The sequence below is a fragment of the Peribacillus sp. NPDC094092 genome, from assembly GCF_050279365.1.
Lineage (GTDB): Bacteria > Bacillota > Bacilli > Bacillales > DSM-1321 > Peribacillus.
The window spans coordinates 185,309-200,948 of the sequence record NZ_JBNNUC010000005.1; the positions used below are offsets into that span (position 1 = coordinate 185,309).

Sequence of the window (15,640 nt, forward strand, 5' to 3'; positions counted from 1 at the left end):
ATCCGGCGAGTTTTTCAATTTACCTTGGTTGCTGCGAGACTGTAAAACTGAAGGAAACATGGTCCTGAACCGGTATCCATGCACCGATGCCTTGTGATGTGATGTTCTTTATCGTAATGGTTCTTTTATTTCCTTTTAGGTTCAAATATACTTCCCCATATGTCACCTTGCCTTTTTCATTGACGGCGGAAGCAAAACTGGATAAGTAACCAATCCTATTTGAAGCAACATTGTATACTTGATCTTTTTTCGTACCAGCTCCAATGATCGTTTCAAAAGCCAATGGCAAATTCGTTTTTTCAGTGGCTTTTAGCAACATCATCTTTTGAACATCCTCAGCCTTAGGAATTTTTGCTGTCAGACCGCCACTCACTGCCTTCTGACTTTCCTGGACATAACGGATCCTATAGGGAACTTCACCGCCGCGATTATCATAGTAATTCGTATTGATCTTTTGGTATTCCCAGTTTGGTGCCGTTTCCGAAGACTCATAATTCAAGGCCCAATGGCCAAGGTAAATCGTCGCCCTGTATCCAAAAGCAAGCGGGGCTTTTGCAATTGCGGATTCATTCAACATTTGTATGAGTTCTGGGTTTTCAATCTTGATATCCGCCGAATCGATCAATTGTTTGGCAAGATTACTCGGCTGCAGCATCGGAAGATCCTGGGTCGGGTTCGGATACGTATTCTCCTTTGCAATATTCAGAACTGAAGGTGGGATATTCACCTTATTCGGATTTGCTTTGACTTCCGGTATATCAGCTGCAAAACTTACATTCGCCTGAATGAAGGCAATTAGGGCAATCATCATAATAATAAAAGTTCTTTTCATGCTGTCGCACTCCTTTTGAGGGGTTCAATCATAGTAAGTATAGATTTTGTTTTTAGCCAACATTCTATACATTTCATTCAGATTTCAACTTTGTAATAAATTTGTAAAGTTCAGAATATTTACTTTTCTCTTCAAATCAGTTATACTTATCTTACATTATAAAAAGGAGGCGAAATCGTTCATACCTATTAAACCTTCAGGAGGTATGCTTATCGAACAATCCATGACACCCTTTTAAAGGATGACAGAAAACGAATTCGCCTATACTTAAATCTGATGTAAAAGGATGGTGTGACACTCTAGAATATTTTCTCAACTTTTACAAAAGCATGATGAAAAATTTTGGAATAACTTATGAATGGTAATTTACTAACATAGAAATGACTCTGCTAAATCTAACCTGAGCAGAGTCATTTTTATTTTCTAATTTTATAAAAAAAAGACCCCCCACATCGGAAGGCCTCCTTCTTATAATAAGTAAAATCCAATTCCCATAATGAAGTAAGCGGCCAATAAGGTAAGGCCTTCAAACCAGTTCGTTTCGCCGTCATTAGAAATCATGATCACCAGAAAGACTGCTGTAACCATTGATATCAGTTCAGGCATTGTGAAAACAAGCGGCATACTCGTTGGATACATTAACGAAATCAATACGAGTACTGGAGCAACGAACATCGCTACTTGAAGCGTGGATCCAACGGCAATCTCCACAGCGACATCCATTTTATTTTTATAGGCCATTATGACGGCGGAAGCATGCTCTGCCGCGTTACCGACGATCGCTACGATAATGACACCGATGAATAACTCCGACCATCCGAAGGCTTCCCCCACCTCGCTGAACGTATGAACAAGTTTTTCCGAGACGTAAGCAACAGCCAATGTAGCGGCAGCAAGTATGATAATTGCCTTTTTCCTGCTCCACTCCGGTACTTCCTCTTCATGTTCCTCAAGTTTCTCTGTATGCTGATATACCCCGCGGTGAGTAACCAATTTAAAGAATAATGCAGCAAGATATAATAAGATCAATATAATGGAAATTCCGACGCTTAACGACATCGTACTTGATTCACCCATGTTTTGTGTGAATACTTCCGGTATGACGAAGGCAACAATCACTGCAAAAATCAATAGACCTGCATTATGCCTCGCATCGAATACATTAAACTTCTGCCGTTTGTATTTAGTCCCTCCGACAAAAAATGAAAGTCCTGCCACCAACAATAAATTTCCTAGAACGGAACCAGTCAAAGACGCCAGCACGACTCCCACTAGCCCCGCCTTCAATGAAAAGATGGATATGATCAATTCCACTGCATTACCAAAGGTTGCATTCAAGAGACCGCCAATCCTTGGTCCCATAACGATCGCTAAGCTTTCAGTTGCCCGGCCCATGAAGCCTGCAAGCGCCACGATTGTTAAGCAATATACTATGAACATGATTACACTCGGCCAATGCAATAATGACCCAATGACAGATAAAGGCACGCCTAACAGGACAAGCCCCAAAAATATTTTATTCACGATACTTCTCCTCACAATCCTATAGTTCTTTTTATGTAACAAAAACTATCATACATAATCTTCGGGTGATGACAAAGGAAAATTTTATCATCGCCTCTCTTCTTGACAATATTTACCCAAATTTCTATTGCTTAATCCTCTTCCTAAGATGTAACATCAAGAAGGTATACATTTCTTAGGAGACATGATTTTATGAATAATAAATTGCTTTTAAGCGTTTTAATCTTAATTGTCGGCATATCCGGGTTTTCTCAAGGGATGCTTCTGCCGATCATTGCCATCATTTTTGAAAATGAAGGAATTAGCTCATCCCTAAACGGGTTTCATGCAGCCTCCCTTTATATTGGAATTCTATTGATTTCTCCTTTTATGGAAGCCCCACTACGTAAATACGGCTTTAAGCCATTGATCTTATTTGGCGGGATAACGGTCATTGTATCACTTGCCTTATTTCCTGTCTGGAAATCATTCTGGTTTTGGTTCGTACTGCGTTTCTTCATCGGTATCGGCGATCATACGCTTCACTTTGCTACACAGACATGGATCACAGCCATTTCACCAATAGCGAAGCGAGGAAGGAATCTTGCCATTTATGGACTTTTCTTCAGTCTTGGCTTCATGGTTGGCCCGTTGATGACGAAGCTTCTCGAGATTGATCAGTCTTTGCCTTTCATCATCACATCCATACTTAGCCTACTGGCTTGGTCCACTGTTTTCCTTATTAGAAATGAGCTTCCTGAACAGGATGATTCTGAAAGCACCTCATTCCTTGGCACACTCAAAAGGTTTACGAAAGTTAGCCGCATAGCCTGGGTCGCTTTTTTACTTCCGTTTACATTTGGCGTGCTTGAAGCCTCATTGAATAGTAATTTTCCTGTATTCGCCCTGCGCTCCGGAATCGATTTAACCGCTGTTTCCATCATCATACCGGCATTTTCTGCTGGGACCTTGCTTACCCAGATTCCCTTGGGGATGGTCAGTGACCGTTTTGGACGGAGAAAGACCTTGCTGACCATTCTTATATCGGGGTTTGCCATATTCACGTTGGCAGGGATTTATTCCCATTCAGTACTTGGCCTATTCATCTGCTTTATGTTTGGCGGAATGATGGTTGGTTCGACTTTCTCGCTGGGAATCAGTTATATGGCAGATCTTTTACCTAGAAACCTATTGCCTGCCGGGAATTTATTATGCAGTATATTCTTTAGTCTCGGCAGCATCGGCGGTCCATTCTTTGGCGGCCTGGTTATAGAACACATTGATGGAGGGAATTTTTTCTATATGATCAGCATCATGCTTTTCCTTGTCTTCATATCATTGGCCTTGTTTAAGGAAAAAATGCCTGCTTCAGTTATGTAGTATAGTTTTTATCTGGACTGCTACTTTTATTATTCAATTTGAACGGTATGATCCATAGACTTAATATTGGTTAGGAAATACTTTATATTTTTTACTAGATTAGAATCATTCTTCTTTATTTTTGAATAGGATATGTGGTACTATAATAATAACAAAAGGGACATCACATTTATAAACCATTGAAAACATTGCTGTCATCGCAATTACGGTGGCAGCTTTCATATTTTATCCAGAGAAATGACGTTGATTATCTTTCTCAATTATATATAACATAAATGATAATCCATATCATTTACACAAAATAGAGAAGAATGTGGGAGGGAGTCTTATGACTACAGATACTAAACATTTAACCCAACCGGCTGCATGTAAAACCACTTGGTTGGAAAAAGCCAAACCTCATCTAGAACTTATTGCTGCATTATTCAGCGGTTTACTTATAGTATTGGGCTGGGCCCTTTCAAAGAACGGAATGGAAACCACTTCCATAGTCATATACTTGGCCTCTTTCTTGATTGGCGGATATGCCAAGGCGAAAGAAGGCATAGAAGATACGATTGCCGACCGGGAACTGAATGTTGAGATGCTGATGATTTTTGCGGCAATCGGTTCTGCCGTCATCGGATACTGGACGGAAGGTGCCATATTGATTTTCATCTTCGCTTTAAGCGGTGCCCTTGAAACATACACGATGAATAAAAGCCATAAAGAAATTTCGGCACTAATGGACTTACAGCCCGAAGAAGCACTGCGCATCACGAACGGATATGAAGAAACCGTATCCGTTTCACAGCTGCATGTCGGGGACTTGATTTTAGTGAAACCAGGAGAGAGAGTTCCTTCAGATGGAAAAATCACGGACGGCCGTACCAATATCGATGAAGCCGCCATCACTGGCGAATCCATACCAGTCAGTAAATCTTTGGATGATGTAGTCTTTGCGGGAACGGTTAATCTCCGCGGTACGATTACTGTGGAAATCACCAAACCGGCAAGTGAAACATTATTTCAAAAAATAATCACTCTCGTTCAATCCGCACAAAGTGAAAAGTCCCCTTCCCAGCTGTTCATTGAACGGTTCGAAGGGACTTATGTAAAAGTGGTATTGACGGTTGTCGCCCTAATGATGTTCGTACCCCATTTCCTATTAGGCTGGAGCTGGACCGAGACATTCTACAGAGCGATGATCCTGCTCGTTGTCGCTTCTCCATGTGCCCTTGTGGCTTCTATCATGCCAGCTACACTTTCTGCCATTTCAAATGGAGCCCGACATGGCATTTTATTTAAAGGGGGCATCCATCTTGAGAATTTAGGTAATCTGCAGGCAATCGCTTTAGATAAAACCGGTACATTGACAAAAGGAAAACCAGAAGTAACGGATGTCATAATCCGTGAAGATTTAAACGAAGATGATTTCTTATTTCATATTGCATCTGTTGAAAATTATTCGAATCACCCTTTGGCTACATCGATCGTTCGTTATGCCAAATCGAAATTGCAAAAGGATATCATTAAACCGGATAACATGGAAGATATCTCAGGTAATGGGGTTCAAGCCTATATCAATGGCGTGCTTTGGCAAGTCGGAAAGGCTGATTTCGTCGGTCGCAGTGAAGCGGAACGATTCCAAAACGGCATTGCTCTGACATTGGCTGAACAAGGCAAGACAATCGTTTATGCAAAAGATGATCAAGGAATTGCAGGAATACTCACTTTGAAAGATGTCGTGCGTGAAGAAACCGTTACAGCCATCAAAGCCTTGAAAAATGAGGGCATCCATACCGTCATGCTTACTGGGGATGGGGAAAAAACGGCTAAAGCGATCGCTTCGGAGAGTCATATTGATGCATATATTGCCGAATGCCTGCCTGAAACCAAAGTGACTGAAGTGAAAAAACTGAAAGAACATTTTGGCACTGTAGCGATGGTTGGGGATGGCATAAATGATGCACCTGCACTTGCAACAGCGTCTGTTGGAATTGCCATGGGGGAAGGCACGGATGTTGCCTTGGAGACGGCAGATGTCGTTCTGATGAAGAATGACCTGCCCCGCATTGCGGAAGCAGTCAAATTATCCAAGAAGATGAATCGGATCATCAAACAAAACGTCATCTTTTCAATTTCAGTCATCATGATCCTGATAGCATCCAATTTCCTTCAATTTCTGGACCTTCCATACGGCGTGATCGGCCATGAAGGAAGCACCATTCTCGTTATACTGAACAGCTTAAGACTTTTGAGAAACTAATCATGAAAAAGGAGCCCTCGAGGGCTCCCTTTTTTATGATCTTTTCATTTAGTGGTATCCGTTCTTACCGTTTGCAGAACCTGATGTTTTATGGTTCGAACCTTTATTTTTTCCTTTTTGCTTTGTGCTGCCATCCTTTTTACTCATGAAAGAACTCCTCCTCTACAAAAGTTTTCATTTCTTGAATAGTATCCGCAGCATGATAGTCCGCTATTACGGGAACTCCAGGAAGCTCAACCACATTCCGGTTTTTCCTTTTCACTAATGAGCGCATTTATTTCCCCGCCCATTATGATTATGAGCCCCGACAAATAAAACCAGACCATTAATACGATTATTCCTCCAAGACTTCCATATGTTGCGGAATAATTAGCGAAGTTCTCCACATAAAATGAAAACAAAAAGGAAGCGAGACTCCATCCTGCCGTTGCAAAGATAGCACCAGGCAGTACGGTTATGCACTTCAGCTTTATGTTGGGCGCAATCCAATAGAGAATGGTGAACACAATTAAAAATACAAGCGTACTGATCACCCAGCGAAGTTGGTTCCAAATCGTAAGAAATTCATCGGATTGTCCAATTTCGGCAAATAAAAACACTCCGATTTGTTTTCCGAATACCGGAAGCAATAAAACGACAATAAAAACAAAAATCATCGCTAAAGTGAGAAGAATCGACATTCCCCGGGAAATAAAGAAAGTTCGACTTTCTTTTACACCGTATGCATGATTAAATGCTTTTATGATTGCATTCATCCCATTCGATGCCGACCATATCGTTCCAATGACACCAAACGACAATAAAGTCCCATTCGCTTCCATCACTTCCGATAGGTTAGCCTCAATGATTTCCATCGAATCTTCAGGCGCATATGTACGGACGGTATTTAATATATCTTCTTGGGAAAATGGCAGATAGGCCAATAAAGTGAATAAAAAAATAAGTAACGGAAACAGGGATAGTAAAAAGAAATAAGACAGCTGTGCGGCAAGACCAGACACATCATCGACCTGTAACCGTTTTATGAAAGTCTTGAAGAATGAGCCTTTCAGCCATTCTTTTTTATTGGCCATACCTCCACCCCATTTTCTAATTTAAGGAAATCCGTTCATGGTTACCTGAAGTTGGCTCTTCTTCCTCCGCAGCAAAAACTTCCTTCGTCTCCATCACCACTTGGGCAACTTGCGAAGGAATATCTTTCATTTCCTCCACCTTTTGGGAAATGAAGGAGACATCGTCAGAAATTTTTTCAACAGTGGAACGGACCTTAGATGATGTTTCACGTACTTGTGTAAGCACCCCATTGGGGTTCTTTATGAATTCTTTCATATTACCCATGCAGCTTTTACTGTTTTCCAATACAGAATGACGCGTATCCTTATCAAAAAGGCTTATCGCTGCCCCAGCCAACGCCCCAATAAAGACCGCTTGCATAAATTTGCTTTTCTTGGCACACCTATATTCTTCACGAATGTTGCTCATATATTCTCCTCCTCGTCATATATTAGTTGATGTATATTGGTAGCTATCTCCATTATACAATGTTTAAATATTTTTTTTCCTATCTTTTCCCAAACTCTCTCACTTTAAAACGTGGAGATGACCAAGTGTATCGGGAATCAAGCTTCGTTTTCCACCCGAATATTCATTGACTTCTCAGGGTAATCATGCAAAGATGAAAATAATTTAGGAACGTATGAAAGGATGAGGGAAATGGATTTAACGCAAAATACAGCCGAAAGTGTCGATTTTATGATTGAAGCAATCAAGGATAAATTAAAAGTCATGAACTTCGGTGCAATCAAATCGAGCCATTTTGATATCGAGATGTACGAAGAACTGCACGATATTTATACTATGGTGATGAAAAAAACGAATTTCAGTGTTCGTGAAATGGAAGCCATCGCTGAAGAACTTGGAAGACTGCGTAATAAGTAACATTCAAATCCTCCCATACCGGTGAGGATTTTTTTCATTTTTTAAAAAGTTCTGCTACATTTAATATAGAAAATGAAAAACCGACAGGAGTTGTAAGCATGGTAGAAAGAAGAACGCCCATCAGTATTCCAGAAGCAGTGGAAAAAGTGATGAAGCATAAATTAACAGGACATATGGAACTGATCCCCCTCGAGGATAGCCATGACCGTTTTTTGGCTCAAGATATTGTGGCTACAAATGATGTTCCGCATTTTAACCGCTCTCCATATGATGGATTCGCCCTTAGATCCAAGGATACGGCCGAAGGTTCCATTAATAACCCTCTCGAGTTCGAAGTGGTTGAAGAGTTGGCTGCGGGTATGGTATCGAATATTCCTGTTCAAAAAAATCAAGTGGCAAGAATCATGACTGGAGCTCAAATGCCAGCTGAGTGTGATGCCGTAATCATGCTCGAGCTTACGAAGGAATTCGAAAAGGACGGAAAGAAGTACATATCATTTAAACGCTCGCTCAAGGAAGGCGAAAACGTTTCTTTTCAAGGTGAAGATGCAAAAAAAGGCGATGTTCTTGTGAAAAAAGGAACAGTGATCAATCCAGGGATCATCGGATTGCTGGCAACATTCGGTTATTACGAAGTGCCAGTGGCCACTAAACCTGTCGTCGGATTATTCGCTACGGGGTCTGAACTTCTTGATGTTAATGAACCGTTGCAGCCCGGCAAAATTCGCAACAGCAATTCACATGCCATCTCCGCCCAAATTAGGAGGGCCGGAGGAGAAGTCCGTTTCTATGGAAAGCTTAAGGACGAATTCGAATTAAGCTACGATGCCATTTCCACTGCCTTGGAGGAAGTGGATCTGCTCATTACGACAGGAGGGGTTTCTGTCGGTGATTTTGATCTTCTCCCGGATATTTATCAAAAAATGGGCGCTGATGTCTTATTCAATAAAGTGGCCATGCGCCCCGGCAGCGTGACGACCGTAGCCGTATATAATAACAAATTTTTATTCGGTTTATCCGGCAACCCATCCGCCAGTTATGTCGGCTTTGAACTATTTGCTAGACCGATCATCCGCACCATGCTGTTTTCGGAGCATCCGCATTTACGAAAAGAGTCGGCACAATTGGCAGAAGACTTCTTAAAACCCAATCCATTTTCACGTCTGCTTAGGACCCGATTATTTTACGAGTCCGGTCAGTTGAAGGTAATTCCTAGCGGTGTGGATAAGTCCAATATTACAACAAGCTTGGCAGGTGCCAATTCACTGACAGTCTTACCTGGGGGGACACGTGGTTTCCAAACTGGAGATTTTGTGGACATCCTGCTTCTCGATGACCAAGAAGGATGCCACTGGCCTTGGTAAAACCTTTTATTTTCCAGGTCGTTGGCTATCAAAATAGAGGAAAAACGACCTTCATAACGAATATAATCCAACAGCTTCGCGAAGCAAAGTTAGAGACAGCCGTTTTAAAACATCATGGACATGGCGGAAAGCCAGCTGTCACAGGCACAAAGGATTCCAATAAACACTTTCATGCAGGCGCGGCCGCATCACTTGTTGAAGGAGATGGTACAATCGAGCTGCTCGGCAATTTCAAGGGGAAAGCCCCTATCACTGAGCTGATTCAATTACTGTGTCTATTTCTCCCTGATGTGATTTTAATTGAAGGTTATAAGCAAGAGGACTTTCCTAAGGTGATTTTAATCAAAGAAGAAAGTGACCTCCTTTTATTGGAGCGGCTTACTAATGTCAAAGCAGCTGTGGCTTGGCCCGAATGTCTGGAACGAACCAGGAATCATGCTTCAGTACCCGTCTTCCCTTTGGATTCGGATCAATTCATTACATGGTTTTTAGAACAAATATGAAGGAGGGCACAATGTTCATACAATTCCCCATAGAAAAACGCCGCAAGATGATTGAAAGCATCCAAGAATATGTGTATCAGGAACATGGCAAGGAAATCGGTGAAATTGCTGCTGAAAATCATTTGCAGTTCATTTTCGAAAATATTGCTCCCTTTATTTATAATGAAGGTATCAAAGATGCTAAAAAAGTAATTGAGGACAGATTAGGAAATATAGAAGAAGATTTGTATTCATTGGAACGTCCAATTGAGTAAAATGAAAAAACAGCATCATGATCGATGCTGTTTTTTCATTTTAATTGATCGATGTAATTTCAGATCATTTTATGAAACATCGAAATCCTTCTCTTTCCACTTCAATTCGAAGTATGGGGTTCATAAAACCTAGCATTTTTAAAATGAGAATAATGATTTAAAAATAGCCAGGACAGTAATTACGCCCATAATTGTGACAAAAACATTGCTCATTTTCCCCTTGTATTTAGCTAACACAGGAACTTTACGGATCGTATACATCGGTAGTAATAAGAGAATTACAGCACCAGTTGGCCCAAACCTCCTAAATTCAAATAGTTAAATGCCGTTTTTCTTATGCTAGCAATTGAAACTCTAGCTACAACAGAGATAAAAGAATGCATGATCGTAAAAATCTACTTGCTTTCCCCCTTCTAAATTAAATTATAATCCTGTTAAATTGATAAGAAAAAGATATTTATGTTATTGTGCCAATAAGAATTACTTATATCATGAAATTAGGTGGTCATTGAATGTATGGAGCTTAGACAGTTAGCTTACTTTGTCGAAGTGGCAAGGCTAAATAATTTTACAAAAGCAGCCGGACGGCTAAGAATAGCTCAACCCGCGCTTTCTCAGCAGATAAGAAAATTGGAACAAGAACTCGGCATTAAGCTCTTTAAGCGAACAGGAAGGGGGGTAACACTAACTTGGGCAGGGGAACAATTCTTAATTGGTGCTGAAAAGACCCTAGCAGAGGCACAAATGGCGAAAGACTCTGTTAAGGGGTTTATTAGCTCCCCGCACGGCAAAGTTATGGTAGGAGCGTTAGAGTCCATGGTACAAACTAGATTGCCGAGCTTGCTGACATCATTTAGTAAGAAGTACCCCGGTATAAAAGTATTTATAAGGGAGAATACAACTGAACCATTGTTGGAAGCTCTTAAAAAGGGAGAATTAGATCTCGCCCTGGCTCATTCGGAAGTTATTTACTCATCAAATATAGATCTAATTCCACCAAAGGGGCTTCGCGCAAAACCTCTATGTGAAGATGAACTTGTGCTGATCATCGCCAAAAGACATCCACTGGAGAAGCGAAAGAAAATTTCCATCAAAGAACTTAGGGAAGAATCATTCGTATCTTTTAAAGAGGGATCTGGAATACGTTCCCAACTACTTGCGACGTGCAATAGAGAAGGTTTCGAGCCACTTATTGCCTACGAGTGTGCCTCTCCACGGACATTGGTAGCAGAGGGACTAGGCGTATCAGTCCTCCCGCGTTTAATGACGGAGTCTCCAGGTCCATCAATATCCATTTTACCCTTGGATCCACCACTATCCCGTTGGGTATCTGTATTTTATTTTGAAGGACGTTATCTCTCACCGTGCGCTAATGCTTTATTGCAGTTTGTGGAAAGATACCTTATTTCCGAAAACGAATTCTAGAATACTTGAAGTTATTTTTAAGGTTTTCTTCACGAACAATCCAATCACTAAAGCGACTGCCTGTCAAAAATTAATAAGTTACTTCTTTTGGTCATCAAAGCATTTGCGAGAAATTAATGACTCTTCATCTATCTCAATGTCATGCGGGTAACTTAATAATTTTTATAAGCTTAGTTGCCTTAGGCATCTCGCTAGATAATTCTGCATTGGTATAAAGGCTTTTCATCCGCTTATCTAGATTAAATGATAAGCCTGGAGCATTCATTAAGGATGTTAAAGAAAACTTGGTCATACAGACATTCAAACAACAATGAATATCTTCTCACGTGTCATATACTGTGAGAGAAAAAGTAGCAAATTCATTTCAAAGTTATATGGATTTTGAGGAAGGGGATTCAAGGGGTATTCATACGGTTTTTTTGTATAAATTACAACCCTTCCTCGGTAATCCGAGAAAGGGCTGTAAACATTGATTTATAGATATTAACGTTTTGGGAAATAAGGTGCACGACGAGCGCCTTCATGTTCATTGTTCAGTCAAAATAAGCGGACCGTTTTTCGTAATGGCAATCGTATGCTCATATTGAGCCGAGTATTTCCCATCTGCAGTGGATGCCGTCCATCCATTCGGATCCCGCCTTGCTTTATATGTACCTACGTTTACCATTGGCTCGATGGTGAATACCATGCCTTCCTTAAGACGCGGACCTTTATTCGGCAGTCCATAATGCGGAACCTGCGGCTCTTCATGAATGACGTTTCCTATCCCGTGTCCGATGAAATCACGAACGACAGAGAAGCCTTCCGCTTCGACATATGTTTGTATGGCATGGCCTATATCTCCAATCCGATTGCCTTCCACACATACTTCAATCGCCTTATATAAAGATTCCTTCGTCACATTCACTAAATGTTCGGTTTCCTTTGAAACCTTACCGACCGTATACGTCCAGGCAGAGTCAGCAAGGGCCCCGTTATAATTGACGACCATATCAATCGTTACGATATCCCCGTTTTTCAATGGGTTCTTACGAGGGAAACCATGACAAATTTCTTCATTAATGCTGGCACATGTCGCATACTCATACCCTTTGTAACCCTTTTGTTCCGGCTTCGCACCATGTTTTTTTAAGAATCCTTCAACAAATTCTTCAATTTCCCATGTTGTCACCCCAGGAACAATCAACTTTGCAATCTCCCTATGACAGGCTGCCAAAATTTTACCCGATTCATGCATCGCTTGAATTTCACGTGCGGATTTTAATACGATCAATCATGACACTTCCTTTTTAATTCGTCTCTCCTTTTATTTTACTGCAAAGATTGAAGTATATGAATCCTTTAAAATGAAAAATCCCGGCATGTGCCGGGATTTCTCATTATTTCAATAGATTGAGCGATTCACGGTTAAATGCCGGAAGGTCTTCAGGTGTCCTGCTGGTTACAAGCTGGTCGCCGCAAACCACAACCTCTTTGTCCAAATATGTGGCACCTGCATACTCCATATCGACTTTAATGGATGTATATCCTGTTGCACGGCGTCCTTCAAGTGCTTTGGCCGTAATCAGCAACTGCGGTCCATGGCAGATTGCAAATACTGGTTTTTTATCATCCATGAACGATTTGGCGAAAGATACGAAGCGTTCGTCAGCACGCAGTTGATCAGGGGAAAACCCGCCGGGGATGAATAATGCATCGAAATTTTCCGGTTTCACCGAGTCGATGCTTTCATCAATCTCGACTTCTACCTCCCCTTGTTTCCCTTTGACAGTTTTCCCTTTTACCATTTCAATCGTCGTTACCGTATGGCCGGCTTCTTCAAATGCTTTGGCCGGTTCACTATACTCCGAGTCCTCAAACATATTCGTTATAACACATGCGATATTTTTACCCATAATCATTCATCTCCTCAATTTTTGATCGAATGAACCTACTTTGCACATTATTTATGTTCCCTCTGCCACCATAAATAAAACACATAATTCATGTTGTCCCTTTTGTTTATGAGTAATATACCGCTATATTTCCGCCAACCCTTCGGCGGTCGCTGTCCACCTTTTTTAATATCGGAAAAAAAGATAATGGCAAACTTTTGATCAATGTTTAGGATACCGGCCAACAACGTGTATCGCATTGATGATTCTTTTATTGATCCATTTCCTGTTTTCTTCTGTATTCAAATTCCCAAACATCCTTTTACGCCCTTCTTCCGTGGTTACATAGTAATTAGGCAGGTTATTCAATGATAATGTAATAATGTCATTTTTACATTTCCGGCACGAACAAAATGTTTGGTATTCCATTCCTGACATTAATAACTGAACCCATGTCACAACGATTTCTTCCATCACGTTTGTATATTCTCTTTCCATATCTTCTCCTTCAAAAAGAAAAAACCGTCCATTCCTGACAGGTTTTCACTCATTTATCGCTGTCCGTGGAACAATTAGGATTTCAACCCTCCGGTTTTTCGCCCTTCCTTTTTTTGTTTCATTAGAAGCAACCGGCTTGAATTCCCCATGTCCTTTAGCACTGAACATTTCGGGATCCAGCTCTTTATTTTCCAGAAGAAGTTTCATAAAATTCACGGATCGCATCACGCTCAGATCCCAGTTGGATTCATATTGGTAATTTTTAATCGGAATATTATCGGTATGTCCGCTTACGATAATGTTTCTTGGTAAGTCCATGACCAGTAAATCAGAGATTTCCTTAGCGATTTTTCGGTTTTCACGTCTCACCTCAGCAACCCCCGATTCGAACAGCACGTTTTCCCTGATTGAAATCAACATCCCTTCATCCGTAAGATTCGTTCCCAATTTATCCGTTAAATCATTCTTTTGGATGTAGGCATTTACACGCTCCTGAACTTCCATAAGTTCTTCCTGTTCGCTTTTCCCAAGCTTTTCAAGTTCTTCTGCGCCTGTTCTTTGTTCCGGTGACGTCGGCTCATTGCTGGGGGAATCACTTGGGAACTCCATAAAACCCGTTCCGCTTGTAAAAACCTGGTTAAATACATTGGACAGCTGCTGGAACCTTATTGCATCAACCGAACTTGACGCGAACAGGACGATAAAAAGCGCGAGAAGCAATGTTAAGATATCGGCGTAGGGGACCAGCCATGACTCATCTATATGCTCCTCATGCCTTTGTTTCTTTTTGCGCCTAGCCATCTTCTCTCACATCGCCTTCCAACCACTTCTTACGCTCTCCAGCAGGCAAATAGGATGTTAATTTCTGTTCAATCGTTCTTGGAGCTTCCCCTTCGATGATCGATAAAATACCTTCGATCATCATTTCTTTGATTCGGACTTCCTGCTGCGATTTCCGTTTGAGCTTATTTGCAAATGGATGCCATAACACATACCCCGTGTAAATCCCCATCAAGGTTGCAACGAATGCGGCAGATATGGCATGTCCCAATGCCTCTGTGTCAGCCATATTCCCCAATGCGGCAATAAGTCCGATTACCGCACCCAATACGCCAAGCGTCGGTGCATATGTACCGGCTTGACTGAAAATCGCTGCCGCGCTTAAATGACGTTCTTCCATCGCGTCTATTTCCTCTGCTAAAATATCACGAATATAATCGGCACTCTGACCTTCCACTGCTAGATTCAATCCATTTTTCAGAAAGGTATTATCCATTTGATCCGAAATGCTTTCCAATGCCAATAAGCCTTCTTTCCTGGCAATGACCGCCCATTCCGAGAAGGTCTTTATTAACTCTTCAGGCTTTGTCAATTTTTGTTCAAAGAATAAAATCTTGAATATTTTTGGTAGTCTTTTTAATTCCGACAAAGGGAAAGCCGTTACGACAGCAGCTATCGTCCCTACAATAATGATCAAAATAGCCGCAGGGTTAATCAACGCCGTTACACTTACGCCTTTCAACACCATTCCGACTAAGATGGCCACAATACCAAGAACTACGCCCAAAACTGATGTTATATCCATAATACTCACCCATTCATTTAAAGTCTCGTCTTCTCCTTATATCGGATGAAGTTCAAAAAAAGTGAGGATTATTTTACTATTCGAATTCAATTTTCATTAAATCATCACAAAATCCACCAGATTCGGCACCTACATGAGCTTATTCAACAGCACAATCCATTGTTCGGGTACAATATCCTTCCGAAGATTGAATTTCAAGCATATTCCGTTCGTACTTTTCTCCCATAATGTATGGG

General features: G+C 41.1%; 16 protein-coding genes. 7 read left to right on the plus strand and 9 right to left on the minus strand.

What is annotated here, in order from left to right:
- Window positions 1-19 precede the first annotated feature (19 nt).
- Complete coding sequence (locus tag ACQKNS_RS21525; protein ID WP_427645294.1) at window positions 20-832, minus strand: YfkD family protein; 813 nt, start codon at window positions 830-832, stop codon at window positions 20-22.
- Between the two features lie 468 nt (window positions 833-1,300).
- The gene (cax, locus tag ACQKNS_RS21530; protein ID WP_283902696.1) at window positions 1,301-2,359 is read right to left on the minus strand and encodes a calcium/proton exchanger; all 1,059 of its coding nucleotides are present in this window, start codon (window positions 2,357-2,359) and stop codon (window positions 1,301-1,303) included.
- Between the two features lie 189 nt (window positions 2,360-2,548).
- Here cax and ACQKNS_RS21535 point away from each other — a divergent pair, with 189 nt between their 5' ends.
- Window positions 2,549-3,715, plus strand: coding sequence for an MFS transporter (locus ACQKNS_RS21535; protein ID WP_427645295.1), 1,167 nt, complete (start codon window positions 2,549-2,551; stop codon window positions 3,713-3,715).
- 328 nt (window positions 3,716-4,043) lie between these two features.
- Complete coding sequence (locus tag ACQKNS_RS21540) at window positions 4,044-5,963, plus strand: heavy metal translocating P-type ATPase (RefSeq protein ID WP_427645296.1); 1,920 nt, start codon at window positions 4,044-4,046, stop codon at window positions 5,961-5,963.
- A 233-nt stretch (window positions 5,964-6,196) separates the two neighbouring features.
- Here the strand turns inward: ACQKNS_RS21540 and ACQKNS_RS21545 are convergent, their stop codons facing one another.
- Window positions 6,197-7,036 (minus strand): YihY/virulence factor BrkB family protein, encoded by an 840-nt coding sequence (locus ACQKNS_RS21545; RefSeq protein ID WP_427645297.1) that lies wholly within the window; start codon window positions 7,034-7,036, stop codon window positions 6,197-6,199.
- Window positions 7,037-7,052: 16 nt separating this feature from the next.
- A complete protein-coding gene (locus ACQKNS_RS21550) occupies window positions 7,053-7,445 on the minus strand; it encodes a YtxH domain-containing protein (RefSeq protein ID WP_427645299.1) in 393 nt (130 codons plus the stop codon).
- A gap of 231 nt (window positions 7,446-7,676) precedes the next feature.
- On the opposite strand from ACQKNS_RS21550, the gene ACQKNS_RS21555 reads away from it, so the two are divergent.
- From ACQKNS_RS21555 to ACQKNS_RS21575, 5 genes are all read left to right on the plus strand, one after another.
- On the plus strand, window positions 7,677-7,901 hold the full coding sequence (locus tag ACQKNS_RS21555; protein WP_427645300.1) for a DUF1128 domain-containing protein: 225 nt from the start codon (window positions 7,677-7,679) through the stop codon (window positions 7,899-7,901).
- A gap of 98 nt (window positions 7,902-7,999) precedes the next feature.
- Window positions 8,000-9,265 (plus strand): molybdopterin molybdotransferase MoeA, encoded by a 1,266-nt coding sequence (locus tag ACQKNS_RS21560; RefSeq protein ID WP_427645301.1) that lies wholly within the window; start codon window positions 8,000-8,002, stop codon window positions 9,263-9,265.
- Window positions 9,259-9,768, plus strand: a complete 510-nt coding sequence (mobB, locus tag ACQKNS_RS21565) for a molybdopterin-guanine dinucleotide biosynthesis protein B (RefSeq protein ID WP_427645302.1) — start codon at window positions 9,259-9,261, stop codon at window positions 9,766-9,768. The genes ACQKNS_RS21560 and mobB overlap by 7 nt, the downstream gene beginning before the upstream one ends.
- 11 nt (window positions 9,769-9,779) lie before the next feature.
- Window positions 9,780-10,022, plus strand: coding sequence for a DUF2164 domain-containing protein (locus tag ACQKNS_RS21570; RefSeq protein ID WP_427645303.1), 243 nt, complete (start codon window positions 9,780-9,782; stop codon window positions 10,020-10,022).
- A gap of 516 nt (window positions 10,023-10,538) precedes the next feature.
- Window positions 10,539-11,447, plus strand: coding sequence for a LysR family transcriptional regulator (locus ACQKNS_RS21575; protein ID WP_427645304.1), 909 nt, complete (start codon window positions 10,539-10,541; stop codon window positions 11,445-11,447).
- A 526-nt stretch (window positions 11,448-11,973) separates the two neighbouring features.
- On the opposite strand, the gene map is transcribed toward ACQKNS_RS21575, so the two are convergent.
- From map to motA, 5 genes are all read right to left on the minus strand, one after another.
- Window positions 11,974-12,720: a type I methionyl aminopeptidase gene (gene map / locus ACQKNS_RS21580; RefSeq protein ID WP_427645305.1), complete on the minus strand. Its 747-nt coding sequence runs from the start codon at window positions 12,718-12,720 to the stop codon at window positions 11,974-11,976.
- 106 nt (window positions 12,721-12,826) lie between these two features.
- Window positions 12,827-13,342 carry a type 1 glutamine amidotransferase domain-containing protein gene (locus ACQKNS_RS21585; protein WP_427645306.1) on the minus strand — a complete coding sequence of 172 codons (516 nt, stop codon included), beginning with the start codon at window positions 13,340-13,342 and terminating at the stop codon, window positions 12,827-12,829.
- A gap of 201 nt (window positions 13,343-13,543) precedes the next feature.
- A complete protein-coding gene (locus tag ACQKNS_RS21590) occupies window positions 13,544-13,819 on the minus strand; it encodes a late competence development ComFB family protein (RefSeq protein WP_427645307.1) in 276 nt (91 codons plus the stop codon).
- A 45-nt stretch (window positions 13,820-13,864) separates the two neighbouring features.
- Window positions 13,865-14,620 (minus strand): flagellar motor protein MotB, encoded by a 756-nt coding sequence (gene motB, locus ACQKNS_RS21595; protein ID WP_427645309.1) that lies wholly within the window; start codon window positions 14,618-14,620, stop codon window positions 13,865-13,867.
- The gene (motA, locus tag ACQKNS_RS21600; protein WP_427645310.1) at window positions 14,613-15,404 is read right to left on the minus strand and encodes a flagellar motor stator protein MotA; all 792 of its coding nucleotides are present in this window, start codon (window positions 15,402-15,404) and stop codon (window positions 14,613-14,615) included. The genes motB and motA overlap by 8 nt, the downstream gene beginning before the upstream one ends.
- Between the last annotated feature and the right edge of the window lie 236 nt (window positions 15,405-15,640).

Bases quoted from the DNA above. Each gene is read 5' to 3' on its own strand.
- ACQKNS_RS21525 (WP_427645294.1), bottom strand. From the start codon at position 832: ATGAAAAGAACTTTTATTATTATGATGATTGCCCTAATTGCCTTCATT.
- ACQKNS_RS21535 (WP_427645295.1), top strand. From the start codon at position 2,549: ATGAATAATAAATTGCTTTTAAGCGTTTTAATCTTAATTGTCGGCATA.
- ACQKNS_RS21540 (WP_427645296.1), top strand. From the start codon at position 4,044: ATGACTACAGATACTAAACATTTAACCCAACCGGCTGCATGTAAAACC.
- ACQKNS_RS21545 (WP_427645297.1), bottom strand. From the start codon at position 7,036: ATGGCCAATAAAAAAGAATGGCTGAAAGGCTCATTCTTCAAGACTTTC.
- ACQKNS_RS21550 (WP_427645299.1), bottom strand. From the start codon at position 7,445: ATGAGCAACATTCGTGAAGAATATAGGTGTGCCAAGAAAAGCAAATTT.
- ACQKNS_RS21555 (WP_427645300.1), top strand. From the start codon at position 7,677: ATGGATTTAACGCAAAATACAGCCGAAAGTGTCGATTTTATGATTGAA.
- ACQKNS_RS21560 (WP_427645301.1), top strand. From the start codon at position 8,000: ATGGTAGAAAGAAGAACGCCCATCAGTATTCCAGAAGCAGTGGAAAAA.
- ACQKNS_RS21570 (WP_427645303.1), top strand. From the start codon at position 9,780: ATGTTCATACAATTCCCCATAGAAAAACGCCGCAAGATGATTGAAAGC.
- ACQKNS_RS21575 (WP_427645304.1), top strand. From the start codon at position 10,539: ATGGAGCTTAGACAGTTAGCTTACTTTGTCGAAGTGGCAAGGCTAAAT.
- ACQKNS_RS21585 (WP_427645306.1), bottom strand. From the start codon at position 13,342: ATGGGTAAAAATATCGCATGTGTTATAACGAATATGTTTGAGGACTCG.
- ACQKNS_RS21590 (WP_427645307.1), bottom strand. From the start codon at position 13,819: ATGGAAAGAGAATATACAAACGTGATGGAAGAAATCGTTGTGACATGG.
- motB (WP_427645309.1), bottom strand. From the start codon at position 14,620: ATGGCTAGGCGCAAAAAGAAACAAAGGCATGAGGAGCATATAGATGAG.
- motA (WP_427645310.1), bottom strand. From the start codon at position 15,404: ATGGATATAACATCAGTTTTGGGCGTAGTTCTTGGTATTGTGGCCATC.